The organism is Stenotrophomonas sp. C9D9, from assembly GCF_056491205.1.
Genome location: NZ_JBSZIF010000004.1, coordinates 17,987 through 31,051 on the forward strand (window position 1 = coordinate 17,987; position 13,065 = coordinate 31,051).

Consider the following 13,065-nt stretch of genomic DNA (forward strand, 5'->3'; position numbering starts at 1 on the left):
GTTGTTGCCGTCTACAGCGTCGGCATCCCGCACCAATGAAATCGACCTTCCTACCGGACGTGACATGACGCGACTCCCCAATCGCCGCCTGCTGGCCCTCGCCCTCGCCGCCGTCACCGGCGCTCCCGCCCTGGCCCAGGCAGCCGAGCCCTTCACTGTCAGCGACATCCGCGTCGATGGCCTGCAGCGCATCAGCTCGGGCACGGTGTTCACCTACCTGCCGGTGGAACGTGGCGAGACGGTCACCGACAACAAGGTCGGCGAGACGATCCGCGCCCTGTACAAGACCGGCTTCTTCGAAGACGTGCAGCTGGACCGCCAGGGCACGATCCTGGTGGTGACCGTCAAGGAACGCCCGGCGATCAACAAGCTGACCGTGACCGGCAACAAGGACATCAAGTCCGACCAGCTGCTCAAGGGCCTGTCCGACATCGGCCTGACCGAGGGCGGCACCTTCGATCGCCTGAGCCTGGACCGCGTGACCCAGGAACTGCGCCGCCAGTACAACGACCGCGGCAAGTACAACGTCGACATCACCCCGACGGTGAGCCCGCTGGACCGCAACCGCGTGGACATCGCCATCGCCATCAAGGAAGGCAAGGCGGCCAAGATCCGCCACGTCAACCTGGTCGGCACCGAGAAGTACGAGAGCAAGGACATCCTGGAGACCTGGGAGTCCAAGGAGCACAACTGGGCCTCGTGGTACCGCCGTGACGACCAGTACTCCAAGGAAAAGCTGTCCGGCGACCTGGAAAAGCTCAACTCCTGGTACCTGGACCGCGGCTACGTCGATTTCAGCATCGATTCCACCCAGGTCTCGATCAGCCCCGACAAGCGCGACATGTTCCTGACCGCGGGCGTGACCGAGGGTGCGCAGTACAAGATCTCCGAGATCAAGGTCAGCGGCGACACCATCCTCCCGCAGGAGGACGTCGAGCGCATGGTGATCCAGAAGTCCGGCGACACGTTCTCGCGCGCCCTGCTGGAATTCAGCTCGGACACCATCACCAATTCGCTGTCCAACATCGGCTACGCGTTCGCCAAGGTGAACCCGATCCCGACCACCAACCGCGCCGAGCAGACCGTCGCCATCAACATGCAGGTCGTGCCCGGCCCGCGCGTGTCGGTGCGCCGCATCCTGTTCCGCGGCAATACCCGTACCTCCGACGAAGTGATGCGTCGCGAGCTGCGCCAGTTCGAGAACAGCTGGTACTCGCAGGCCGCGATCGACCGCTCCAAGATCCGCCTGCAGCGCCTGGGCTACTTCGAATCGGTGGAAGTAGAGACCCCGGCCGTCAGCGGCAGCAACGACCAGGTCGACGTCGTCTACAACGTCAAGGAAACCACCTCGGGCAGCTTCGTGTTCGGCCTGGGCTATTCGCAGTCCTACGGCATGACCACCTCGGTGCAGCTGTCGCAGAACAACTTCCTCGGCGGCGGCAACCGCGTGTCGGTCGAAGCCTCGCGCAGCAGCTACCTGCAGCGCTACGGCTTCAGCTACACCAACCCGTACTTCACCGATGACGGCGTGTCGCTGGGCTACAACCTGTCCTGGCGCGAACTGGACTACTCCGACTTCAACACCGCGCAGTACAACAGCACCAATGGTTCGGCGCAGGTGGTGTTCGGCGTGCCGCTGACCGAGACCGACACCGTCTCGCTGATGTTCGGCATCGACAGCAACCAGATCACCACCTACGAAGGCTCCACCCCGCCGTCGATCATCGACTACATCAATGCGGTCGGTAAGCGTACCTTCCATGCCTGGCGCACCGAGCTGGGCTGGGCGCGCGACTCGCGCAACGACTATTTCATGCCGACCCGCGGCACCTACCAGCGCATCGGCCTGGAAACCACGCTGCCGGGTTCGACCATCGAGTACTACAAGCTGAACTACCAGATCAGCAAGTACTGGCCGATCATGCCGTCGCTGGTGATCAACACCCGCGCGGAGATCGGCTACGGCGATGCCTACGGCAAGGACTACACCCGTGTCATCGACAACGGCGACGGCACTACCCGCACGGTCACCGCCAGCGGCCTGCCGTTCTTCGAGAACTTCTACGCCGGTGGTACCAACTCGGTGCGAGGCTTCGAGGACAACACCCTCGGCCCGCGCGAAGTCACCCGCGGCTACCCCGAAGGGCAGCCGCTGGGTGGTTCGCTGAAGACCGTCGGTTCGGTCGAAGCCTACTTCCCGCGCCTGTTCGACAGCCCGTCGGCACGCGTGTCGGCCTTCGTCGACTTCGGCAATGTCTACAACGGCACCAAGAACTTCAAGGCCAACGAGCTGCGCGTGTCCACCGGTGTGGCCCTGCTGTGGCGCGCCCCGGTCGGCCCAATCTCGATCAGCTACGCCTTCCCGCTGAAGAAGGAAGACGATGACAAGATCGAGCGTCTGCAATTCACGTTCGGTGGCCAGTTCTGAGGAACTCTGTTCCTCAGAACTGATCCACCTCCGGTGAATTGCCCCCGCATTTCACCTATCCCCCGCGCCGTCGGCGCGCCCCCCCTTAACAGAAGGGGGGCTCTCCACCAGACGGGGTGCGAAGCGCCGGGCATTGCCCGGCGTTTTCGTTTGGTCCGGATGCCGGAAGCGCCCGCTCTGCTTTTGATCTTTTCTGTTTTTCCGTGGCTGGCACTCGCGCCACGCCGCCGGAGGTCGGACGGGGCGGGGCTGCGGGGGTGTGAGCCGCATGGATGCGGCGACCAAGGCTACATGGACGTACTTGCGCCGTCCCCCGCAGCCCCGCCCCGTCCGACCCAGCCCATGGGACTGGCTCTGCCGGCCGCGAGGGGCCCTGCCGTTGGCTGCATGACCTCCCCGCATGACCGCAATGGCGTCACACGTTAAACTCCCGCCGTGAATACTCCCACCTACACCGCCCAGCAACTCGCCGAGCAGTTCGGCCTGCAGGTCCATGGCGACCCCGCCACCGCCATCCATGGCGTGGCTACCCTCGCCCACGCCGGTCCTGGCCAGCTGACCTTCCTCGCCAACCCGCGTTACCGCGTCCAGCTGGCCGACAGCCACGCCTCGCTGGTGGTCCTGCGCGCCGACGACGCCGAGGCCGCCCCGGGCGCCGCGCTCGTGGCCAAGGACCCATACACCGCCTTCGCCAAGATCGCCGCGCTGTTCGACATGGCGCCGACCCGCGCGCCGGGCATCCATCCCAGCGCAGTGATCGATCCCGGCGCCCAGGTGGCCGCCAGCGCCCACATCGGCCCGTTCGTCACCATCGGCGCACGCAGTGTCATCGGCGAGAACTGCATCGTCGGCGCCGGCAGCGTGATCGGCGAGGACTGCAGCCTGGATACCGGCTGTGAACTGATTGCCCGGGTCACCCTGGTCACCCGGGTCAAGCTGGGCAAGCGCGTGCGTATCCACCCCGGTGCCGTGCTGGGTGCCGATGGTTTCGGCCTGGCGATGGATGCCGGCAAGTGGATCAAGGTGCCGCAGCTGGGCGGCGTCCGCGTCGGCGACGATTGCGAGATCGGCGCCAACACCTGCGTTGATCGTGGCGCACTGGAAGACACCATCCTCGCCGAGGACGTGCGCCTGGATAATCTGGTACAGATCGCGCACAACGTGCAGATCGGCGCGCACTCGGCCATCGCAGGCTGCACCGGCATCGCCGGCAGCGCCAAGATCGGCCGCTACTGCCTGCTCGGCGGTGCCGTAGGCGTGGTCGGCCACCTCGAGATCTGCGACAAGGTCGTGATCACCGGCAAGTCGGTGGTCCGCAATTCCATCACCGAGCCGGGCGAGTATTCGTCCGGCACCCCATTGACCGACAACCGCACGTGGCGCAAGAACGCCGCGCGCTTCAAGCAGCTGGACGCATTGGCTCGCCGCGTCCTGGCTGCTGGCAAGGAGAAAGAATGAACGATTCGCTGCAGCTTCCGATCGACGTCTGCCAGATCCAGGAACTGCTTCCACACCGCTACCCGTTCCTGCTGGTGGACCGGGTGCTTGAACTCGACGTCGAGGCCAAGCGCATCCTGGCGCAGAAGAACGTCAGCATCAACGAGCCGTTCTTCCAGGGCCACTTCCCGGGCCGCCCGATCATGCCCGGCGTGCTGATCATCGAAGCGCTGGCGCAGGCCGGCGGCGTCATGACCCAGCTCACGCTCGGCCGCGATGCGCAGTCCAAGCTGTTCTACATGGTCAAGGTGGAAAACGCCCGCTTCAACAAGCAGGTCGTGCCCGGCGACGTGCTGATGCTGGATGTGCAGATGAAGCGCCTGATCCGCAACATGGGCTGGTACTACGGCGAAGCCAAGGTCAACGGCGAAGTCGTCGCGTCGGCCGAGGTCATGTGCGCCGGCGCCAAGGGCTGATCCACTGGAGGCAGCAATGACTGACAACGCACCGCGGATCCACCCCACCGCCGTCATCGATCCGGCCGCGCGCCTGGCCGACGATGTGCAGGTGGGCGCCTTCACCCTGATCGGCCCCGACGTTGAAATCGGCGCCGGCACGGTGGTGGGCCCCCATTGCAGCATCCACGGCCCGACCCGGATCGGCCGCGACAACCGCTTCGTCGGCCATGCCGCGATCGGTGGCGAGCCGCAGGACAAGAAGTTCGCCGGTGAGCGCACCGAACTGGTGATCGGCGACCGCAACGTGTTCCGCGAGTTCGTCACGCTCAACCGTGGCACCGGCGGCGGCGGCGGCATCACCACCATCGGCAACGACAACTGGATGCTGGCCTACACGCACGTGGCGCACGACTGCCATGTCGGCAACTTCTGCGTGTTCTCCAACAACACCACGCTGGCCGGTCACGTGACCGTGGGCGACTACGTGATCATCAGCGGCTTCGCCGGTGCCCACCAGTTCTGCCGCATCGGTGCGCATGCCTTCCTCGGCATGGGCGCGCTGACCAATGGCGATGTACCGCCGTTCACCATGGTCGGTACCGATTCGCTGGGCCGCCCGCGCGGCATCAACAGCGAAGGCCTGAAGCGCCGCGGCTTCGACGCCGACCGCATCTCGGCCATCAAGCGTGCCTACCGCACGCTGTACGTGGCTGGCCTGCCGCTGGCCGAAGCCAAGGTGCAGCTGACCGAACAGGCGCGTGACAGCGATGACGTGAAGGCCATGCTGGACTTCATCGAGCACGCCGAGAGGCCCTTGCTGCGATGAGCAGCACGACCGGCCAGACGCCGGCCGGCGCCGCGGTGATTCCGCTGGCCTCGATGGCCGGCAGCGTGCCTGCACAGCGGGTGCTCAGCGAGCGCCCGTTGCGGATCGCACTGGTTGCCGGTGAAGCGTCCGGCGACCTGCTCGGTGCGGGCCTGGTGCGTGAGCTGAAGGCGCGCTTCCCGAATGCCGAGTTCGCCGGCATTGGCGGCGATGCCATGCGCAGCGCCGGCTGCCAGACCTGGCACGATGCCAGCGAGCTGGCGGTGATGGGCCTGACCGAAGTGCTGCGCCACCTGCCGCGGCTGCTGAAGCTGCGCTCGGCGTTCCGCCAGCGCGCCCTGGAATGGCAGCCGGACGTGTTCATCGGCATCGATGCACCCGACTTCAACCTGGGCATCGAGCGCTGGCTGAAGCAACGCGGTGTGCGCACCGTGCATTACGTCAGTCCCTCGGTCTGGGCCTGGCGCGAGAAGCGCGCCGAGAAGATCGGCAGCAGCGCGGACCTGGTGCTGTGCCTGTTCCCGATGGAACCGCCGATCTATGCCAGGCACGGCATCGACGCGCGCTTCGTCGGCCACCCGATGGCCGATGACATTCCGCTTCAGGGCAACCGCGAGGAAGCACGCGCCGCGCTCGGCCTTCCGACCTCGGCCAAGGTGCTGGCGGTGTTGCCGGGCAGCCGCCTGGGCGAGATCTCGCGCCTGGGCGAACCCTTCTTCGAAGCCGCCTGGCAGGTTTCCGAACGCATTCCGGGCCTGCATGTAGTGGTGCCGGCCGCCAACCCGGCCTGCCGGCAGCTGATCGAAGAACAGCTGTCGCGCTCGGCGTTGCCGGTGGCCTATTCGCACGTGCTGGATGGCCAGGCGCGCAACGCGATGATCGCCGCCGACGTGGTGGTGCTGGCCTCCGGCACAGCGACCCTGGAAGCCATGCTGGTGAAGCGGCCGATGGTGGTCGGTTACCGCGTCAATGAACTGACCTACCGGCTGGTCAAGGCGCTGGGCCTGATCAAGGTCGACCGCTTCGCCCTGCCCAACATCCTGGCCGGCCAGGACCTGGCGCCGGAGCTGATGCAGCACGACTGCACGCCGGACAGGCTGGCCGCGGCCATCCAGCAGTGGTTCGACCACCCGCAGCGGGTGATCGACCTGCAGGACACGTACGTGCGCCTGCACGAGCGCCTGCGCCGCAACGCTTCGGCGCGTGCCGCCGATGCCGTCGGCGAACTGCTGATGCGCGACCAGGCGCAGGCATGAGCCGCCGTCACGCCGCAGCGGCCAGCCTGGCCCTGTTCGACGGCGCGACGGTGGTCGAGCCGGAGCGCCTGGTCGCCGGTGTCGACGAGGCCGGGCGTGGCCCGCTGGCCGGGCCGGTGGCGGTGGCGGCGGTGGTATTCGATCCGTCACGGCCACGCATCAACGGCCTGGACGATTCCAAGCAGTTGACCGCGGCCCGCCGCGAGCAGCTGCATGACCGCATCGTCGAGCGCGCCCTGGCCTGGCATGTGGTGCTGGTGGACGTGGACACCATCGACCGCCTGAACATCTACCAGGCCACCCTGCAGGGCATGCGTGACGTTGTTGCAGCGGTCGCCCATGTGGCCGGCTTCGCCCGCATCGATGGCAACGTGGTGCCCAAGGGCCTGGTGCTGCCGGCGCAGGCGCTGGTCGGCGGCGATGGCATCGACCGCGCGATCATGGCCGCCTCGATCCTGGCCAAGGTCTCGCGCGACCGTTACATGCTGGACGTGCATACCCGCCACCCGCAGTACGGCTTCGAGCAGCACAAGGGCTACGGCACCCCGGCCCACCTGGCCGCCCTGCGCGAGCACGGCCCCTGCGCGGAGCACCGGCGCAGCTTCGCCCCGGTACGTGAATGCCTGGAAGCGGCGCAGGCGGCCACCATCGCGATCGCCTGAACGGCTGCCGTAGCCCAGCGGGGGAACAGTCCCCCCTGAGTAAGGGGACACGCCCCTGGCGGGAGGGTGTGGAAGCGTGGTGAGACGGGGCCCGCGGTTCGCCTGCGAACCGTGGGCAGCGAGAGCGCGAATGCGATATCGCGTGCCGTCAAGAGCTTGTCGCCTCCCCCTGCCCTCGCTACCCTGACCGGGCACTCCAGCGCATCCCGACCCCGGCGACGATCTTCCGTCAGCACCCGGGGCCCGCGCGCTCCAACCTGGTCCGGCATGTCCAACTCCCGCTTCGTACATCTCCACGTCCACACCGAGTTCTCGCTGGCGGACTCGACCATCCGCGTGCCGGCCAAGCCCGACCAGGCGGACCCGAAGAAGGCCAAGCAGGCCAACCTGCTGTCGCGCTCGGTCGAACTCGGCCTGCCTGCGCTGGCGGTGACCGACCTCAACAACCTGTTCGCCCTGGTCAAGTTCTACAAGGCGGCCGAAGGCGTGGGCATCAAGCCGATCGCCGGCGCCGACGTGCTGATCGCCGAGGAAGGCCAGGACCCGTGGCGGATGACTCTGCTGTGCCGTGATCGCGAGGGCTACCTGAGCCTGTCGCGCCTGCTGACCCGCGCCTGGATGGAAGGCCATCGCCCGGAAGGCGGCGTGGCCGTGCACCCGGACTGGCTGAAGGCCGGCAACGCCAACCTGTTCGCGCTGGCCGGCCGGCAGAGCCTGGCCGGGCGCCTGGCGCTGGACGGCAAGCATGAACTGGCCGAGCAGCAGCTGGCCGACTGGCAGCGCGTGTTCGGCGATGGCCTGCACCTGGAGCTGACCCGCACCGGCCGCGAGGGCGAGGAAACCTTCAACCAGTTCGCGCTGATGGCCGCCGGCCAGCGCGGCCTGCCGGTGGTGGCCAGCAACGATGTGCGCTTCCTGTCGCCGTCGGACTTCAGCGCGCACGAAGCGCGCGTGTGCATTTCCACCGGCCGCGTGCTGGACGACCCCAAGCGCCCGCGCGAATACAGCGACCAGCAGTACCTGAAGTCGGCCGAGGAGATGTGCGCGCTGTTCGCCGACATCCCCGATGCGATCGACAACACGCTGGCGCTGGCCGAGCGCTGCAACATCGAGATGCGGCTGGGCACCTACTTCCTGCCCAACTACCCGGTGCCGGACGACGAGACCCTGGACACCTGGATCCAGAAGATGTCGCGCGATGGCCTGGAAGAGCGCCTGGAGAAGAATCCGCTGGCGCCGGGCAAGACCCGCGAAGAGTACTTCGAGCGCCTGGAATTCGAGCTCAACACCATCATCAAGATGGGCTTCCCAGGCTACTTCCTGATCGTGGCCGACTTCATCCAGTGGGGCAAGAACCAGGGCATTCCGATCGGCCCCGGCCGTGGTTCGGGTGCCGGTTCGCTGGTGGCGTGGGCGCTGAAGATCACCGATCTGGACCCGTTGCCGTACAACCTGCTGTTCGAGCGATTCCTCAACCCGGAACGCGTGTCGATGCCCGACTTCGACATCGACTTCTGCATGGACCGCCGCGACGAGGTGATCGACTACGTCGCACGCAAGTACGGGCGTGAGCGCGTCAGCCAGATCATCACCTACGGCACCATGGCCGCCAAGGCGGTGGTGCGCGACTCCGGCCGCGTGCTCGGCTTCCCGTACGGCCTGGTCGACGGCGTTTCCAAGCTGATCCCGAACATCCTCGGCATCCACCTGAAGGATGCGCTGGGCAAGGGCAAGGAAGGCCCGAGCTCGGAAATGGCGTCGGCCGAACTGATCCAGCGCTACGAGACCGAGGACGATGTCCGCGACCTGATCGATCTGGCGCTGCAGCTGGAAGACCTGACCCGCAACGCCGGCAAGCATGCCGGTGGCGTGGTGATCGGTCCCGAGCCGCTGAGCGAGTTCTGCCCGCTGTACGCCGAACACGACGAGAACGGCCTCGGCAAGAACCCGGTCACCCAGTTCGACAAGAACGACGTGGAAGAAGTGGGCCTGGTGAAGTTCGACTTCCTTGGCCTGCGCACGCTGACCATCATCGACTGGGCGGTGAAGGCGATCAACAAGCGCCATGAGCGCGCCGGCATCCCGCCGGTGGACATCGCCGCGATCCCGCTGGACGACACGCCCACCTACAAGGACATCTTCGCCAACGGCAATACCGGCGCGGTGTTCCAGTTCGAATCCTCGGGTATGCGCCGCCTGCTGAAGGATGCGCGCCCCGACCGTTTCGAAGACCTGATCGCGCTGGTGTCGCTGTACCGCCCCGGCCCGATGGACCTGATTCCCTCCTTCAACGCGCGTAAGCACGGCCAGGAAGAAATCATCTATCCCGATCCGCGCACCGAAGCGATCCTGAAGGACACCTACGGCATCATGGTGTACCAGGAGCAGGTGATGCAGATGGCGCAGATCGTCGGCGGCTACTCGCTGGGCGGCGCCGACCTGCTGCGCCGCGCGATGGGCAAGAAGGTGCCGGCGGAAATGGCCAAGCACCGCGAGATCTTCCGCGAAGGCGCGGCCAAGGACGGCGTGGACGAGGCCAAGGCCGATGCGATCTTCGACCTGATGGAGAAGTTCGCCGGTTACGGCTTCAACAAGTCGCACGCCGCTGCCTATGCGCTGGTCAGCTACCAGACCGCCTGGCTGAAGCGCCACTACCCGGCCGAGTTCATGGCCGCCACGCTGTCTTCCGACCTCGACAACACCGACAAGGTGGTCGGCTTCCTCGACGAGGTGCGCAACCTCGGCCTGACCGTGCTGCCGCCGAAGGTGAACCAGTCCGCCTTCATGTTCGAGGCGGTGACGCCTGACACCATCCAGTACGGCCTGGGCGCGATCAAGGGCGTCGGCCAGGGTGCCTGCGAAGCGGTGGTCGACGAACGCCTGAAGGGCGGCGAGTACAAGGACCTGCTCGACTTCTGCACCCGCGTCGGTTCGGCCAAGCTCAACCGGCGCACGCTGGAAGCGATGATCAACTGCGGCGCACTGGATGAGCTCGGCCACAACCGCGCCTCGCTGATGCTGCAGCTGCCGGAGGTGATCAAGGCCACCGACCAGATGGCGCGCGAACGTGCGTCGGGCCAGAACTCGCTGTTCGGCGGCCCCGACCCGAGCGCGACCACGATCCAGCTGGACCTGCCCGAAGCCGAGGAATGGCCGCTGTTGCAGCGCCTCAATGGCGAGCGCGACACGCTGGGCTTCTACCTCAGCGGCCACCCGTTCGACCCCTGGCGCGACGACGTGCGCGACCTGGTCGGCAACGACCTGGGCGCGGTGGAGAAGATCTGGAGCGCCAACAGCGGTGGCGGTGGTGGCGGCGAAAAGCGCTGGCGCCCGGAAGTGCAGACCGTGCTGGCCGGCCAGGTGGTCGGCGTGCGCCGCAAGGGTGAGAGCCAGATCTTCATCCAGCTCGAGGACGGCCGTGGTCGCGTCGAGTGCAGCGCGTTCTCCGACGCGATGGCCGAGTTCGGCCACCTGATGACCAAGGACCGCATCCTGGTGGTCAAGGGTGGCCTGCGCGAGGACGAATTCAACGGCGGCTTCGCGCTGCGCATCCGCCAGTGCTGGGACTTCGACGAAGTCTGCGCCAACTACGCCACGCGGCTGTCGCTGCGCCTGGACCTGCGCCAGCAGCGCCCGGTCTGGGAGCGCATCGACGCCCTGCTCGACCGCCATCGCCCCGGGCGAACGCCGCTGCGCCTGGACCTGCTGCTGAAGGGGCCGCACGGTGGCGTCGCCGGCATGCTCGATGTGTCCGGGCAGAGCGCGGTGCGCATCGATTCCAAGCTGATGGAGGCGCTGCGCGCCGACCCGGCCGTGCGCACGCTGAAGGTGCGCTACAGCCCGCCCTGGGCCAGCTGAGGCTGGCTCCCTGGTTTTCCTGTCCCCCCTGTTTCCCCGTTCCAAGTATCAAGGACGATTGCCGATGAAGACCCTGCTGTTCCCGTTCGCTGCCGCACTGGCCCTGGCCGCCTGCTCCCCGTCGAAGATCGAGTTCCAGATCGACAACCCGACCGACACGCCGCTGGCGTTGAGCATCGACGGCCAGGACCTGCCGGTGGCCGCGCAGGGTTCGCGCCCGGTCTCGCTGGCCATCGGCGAGCATCGCCTGCACACCGACAAGCTCGGTGATGTGCGCTTCATCGTCTACGTCGACGGTCGTGGCGGGCTGATCAACCCGACCCTCAGCGAGTACGTGATCGCCCGCGAGATCTATGTCACCGACGAAAGCAAGGTGAAGAACTTCGGCGTCGGCAATTCCGGTATCCAGCTGGGCGGCGTCGACTTCGAAGGCCCGTTCGAGAAAAGCCACGCACTGTTCATCGACAAGACCTGGACCTACGGCGTGCGCGAACCGTTCCCGAAGGAAAAAGTGGTGGCCCATGTTGATTCCAGCGGCGGCCAGATCGTGGCCAAGGTGTTCACCGCGCCGGACTTCATCGCCTACGTCGAAGACGGCATGGGCGAGCCGGGCGCGTTCAAGCGTGAACAGCCGGCCGGCTACGTGGCCCCGGCCTTCAAGCTGGAACCGGCCCCGGCCAGCCTGCCCGCGCTGGTACCGGCCTTCGAGGCGCATGCCGCGCCGCTGCGCGAGGTCTATGCCCGCTGGCTGAAGGCCACCACCGCCGATGAACAGAAGGCCCTGCGCAAGCAGGATTTCGCCGCACAGATGGCCTTCACCTCGGCCACCGCCAGCCTCGGCAGCGGCCTGGGCCGGGAGGCCAACGAGGCCTACAACGACTTCGTCTCGCAGCGCAGCCAGCTGATGGGCCGCAGCGCCCTGGTGGTGCCCTGAGCTGACTGGCGCCCCCTGCCCGGCTGCGCTACCGTCGCCTTCCAGACGAGGGCGTACGGGCGGTTTGCACGCATTCGGCTAGAATTCCCCTCTTCTTTACACGACGGCTTCCGATGAATCCGAACTACCTCGACTTCGAGCAACCCATCGCCGACCTGGAAGCCAAGATCCAGGAGCTGCGCAACGCCAGTGCCGGGCCGGCGGTCAATGTCGAGGCCGAAGTGCACGCGCTGCAGGACAAGCTGCGCATGCGCACCGCGCAGATCTTCCGCAACCTGACCTCGTGGCAGGTGCTGCAGCTGGCCCGCCACCCGTCGCGCCCGTACACCGCTGACTACATCCGCATCATCTGCGATGAGTTCCAGGAACTGGCCGGTGACCGCGCCTTCGCCGACGACAAGGCCATCATGGGCGGCCTGGCCCGCATCAACGGCCGCGCGGTGATGGTGATCGGCCACCAGAAGGGCCGCGACACCAAGGAAAAGATCAAGCGCAACTTCGGCATGCCCAAGCCGGAGGGCTACCGCAAGGCCCTGCGCCTGATGAAGATGGCCGAACGCTTCGGCCTGCCGGTGCTGACCCTGATCGACACCGCCGGCGCCTGGCCGGGCATCGACGCCGAATCGCGCGGCCAGTCCGAAGCGATCGCGCGCAACCTGATCGAGATGGCCGAACTGAAGGTGCCGATCATCTGCACCGTGATCGGTGAAGGCGGCTCCGGCGGCGCGCTGGCGCTGGGCGTGGGCGACCGTACCGTGATGCTGGAATACGCGGTGTACTCGACCATCACCCCGGAAGGCTGCGCCTCGATCCTGTGGAAGGATGCCGGCAAGGCCAAGGATGCCGCCGAGCAGCTGGGCCTGACCGCGCCGCGCCTGAAGAGCCTGGGCCTGGTCGACAAGGTCGTGCGCGAGCCGACCGGCGGCGCCCACCGCAACCCGACGCAGATGGCCAAGCGCCTGAAGGCCGTGCTGCTGAACGAACTGGACGCGCTGGAAAAGCTGTCCACCGAGCAGCTGCTGGAGCAGCGCTACACCCGCCTGCGCAGCTACGGCACGTACGAAGCGGCCTGATTCATCGGCTTGTTACTTTCTTGCTCGTGCAAGAAAGTAACCGAAGAACACGCCGCCGAACGCGAGCCGGTGCCATGCACCGGTTCCCTGCGCTTCTCGGTGAATCAGGGGACGGCGCCGAACTCGCTGCGCT

General features: G+C 66.8%; 9 protein-coding genes. All 9 read left to right on the top strand.

The window, feature by feature from the left end; translation table 11 throughout:
* Positions 1–64: 64 nt before the first annotated feature.
* On the top strand, positions 65–2,428 hold the full coding sequence (bamA, locus tag ACXI0D_RS05515) for an outer membrane protein assembly factor BamA (RefSeq protein ID WP_049446256.1): 2,364 nt from the start codon (positions 65–67) through the stop codon (positions 2,426–2,428).
* Between the two features lie 435 nt (positions 2,429–2,863).
* Positions 2,864–3,886, top strand: a complete 1,023-nt coding sequence (lpxD, locus tag ACXI0D_RS05520; protein ID WP_119007032.1) for a UDP-3-O-(3-hydroxymyristoyl)glucosamine N-acyltransferase — start codon at positions 2,864–2,866, stop codon at positions 3,884–3,886.
* Complete coding sequence (gene fabZ / locus ACXI0D_RS05525) at positions 3,883–4,341, top strand: 3-hydroxyacyl-ACP dehydratase FabZ (RefSeq protein WP_005415845.1); 459 nt, start codon at positions 3,883–3,885, stop codon at positions 4,339–4,341. The genes lpxD and fabZ overlap by 4 nt, the downstream gene beginning before the upstream one ends.
* A 16-nt stretch (positions 4,342–4,357) precedes the next feature.
* The gene (gene lpxA / locus ACXI0D_RS05530) at positions 4,358–5,149 is read left to right on the top strand and encodes an acyl-ACP--UDP-N-acetylglucosamine O-acyltransferase (RefSeq protein ID WP_014036498.1); all 792 of its coding nucleotides are present in this window, start codon (positions 4,358–4,360) and stop codon (positions 5,147–5,149) included.
* Between the two features lie 53 nt (positions 5,150–5,202).
* The gene (lpxB, locus tag ACXI0D_RS05535; RefSeq protein ID WP_134967132.1) at positions 5,203–6,405 is read left to right on the top strand and encodes a lipid-A-disaccharide synthase; all 1,203 of its coding nucleotides are present in this window, start codon (positions 5,203–5,205) and stop codon (positions 6,403–6,405) included.
* Positions 6,402–7,067 (top strand): ribonuclease HII, encoded by a 666-nt coding sequence (locus tag ACXI0D_RS05540; RefSeq protein WP_101765187.1) that lies wholly within the window; start codon positions 6,402–6,404, stop codon positions 7,065–7,067. Before lpxB ends, ACXI0D_RS05540 begins: the two co-directional genes overlap by 4 nt.
* A gap of 267 nt (positions 7,068–7,334) precedes the next feature.
* Positions 7,335–10,925, top strand: a complete 3,591-nt coding sequence (gene dnaE, locus ACXI0D_RS05545) for a DNA polymerase III subunit alpha (protein ID WP_014036495.1) — start codon at positions 7,335–7,337, stop codon at positions 10,923–10,925.
* Between the two features lie 64 nt (positions 10,926–10,989).
* A complete protein-coding gene (locus ACXI0D_RS05550) occupies positions 10,990–11,859 on the top strand; it encodes a hypothetical protein (protein WP_101765186.1) in 870 nt (289 codons plus the stop codon).
* 113 nt (positions 11,860–11,972) lie between these two features.
* Positions 11,973–12,932, top strand: a complete 960-nt coding sequence (locus ACXI0D_RS05555; protein WP_087921984.1) for an acetyl-CoA carboxylase carboxyltransferase subunit alpha — start codon at positions 11,973–11,975, stop codon at positions 12,930–12,932.
* Positions 12,933–13,065 lie beyond the last annotated feature (133 nt).

Excerpts from the sequence above, each read along its gene's own strand:
- fabZ (WP_005415845.1), top strand. The coding sequence starts at position 3,883 with ATGAACGATTCGCTGCAGCTTCCGATCGACGTCTGCCAGATCCAGGAA.
- ACXI0D_RS05555 (WP_087921984.1), top strand. The coding sequence starts at position 11,973 with ATGAATCCGAACTACCTCGACTTCGAGCAACCCATCGCCGACCTGGAA.
- bamA (WP_049446256.1), top strand. The coding sequence starts at position 65 with ATGACGCGACTCCCCAATCGCCGCCTGCTGGCCCTCGCCCTCGCCGCC.
- ACXI0D_RS05550 (WP_101765186.1), top strand. The coding sequence starts at position 10,990 with ATGAAGACCCTGCTGTTCCCGTTCGCTGCCGCACTGGCCCTGGCCGCC.
- lpxA (WP_014036498.1), top strand. The coding sequence starts at position 4,358 with ATGACTGACAACGCACCGCGGATCCACCCCACCGCCGTCATCGATCCG.
- ACXI0D_RS05540 (WP_101765187.1), top strand. The coding sequence starts at position 6,402 with ATGAGCCGCCGTCACGCCGCAGCGGCCAGCCTGGCCCTGTTCGACGGC.
- lpxB (WP_134967132.1), top strand. The coding sequence starts at position 5,203 with ATGGCCGGCAGCGTGCCTGCACAGCGGGTGCTCAGCGAGCGCCCGTTG.
- dnaE (WP_014036495.1), top strand. The coding sequence starts at position 7,335 with ATGTCCAACTCCCGCTTCGTACATCTCCACGTCCACACCGAGTTCTCG.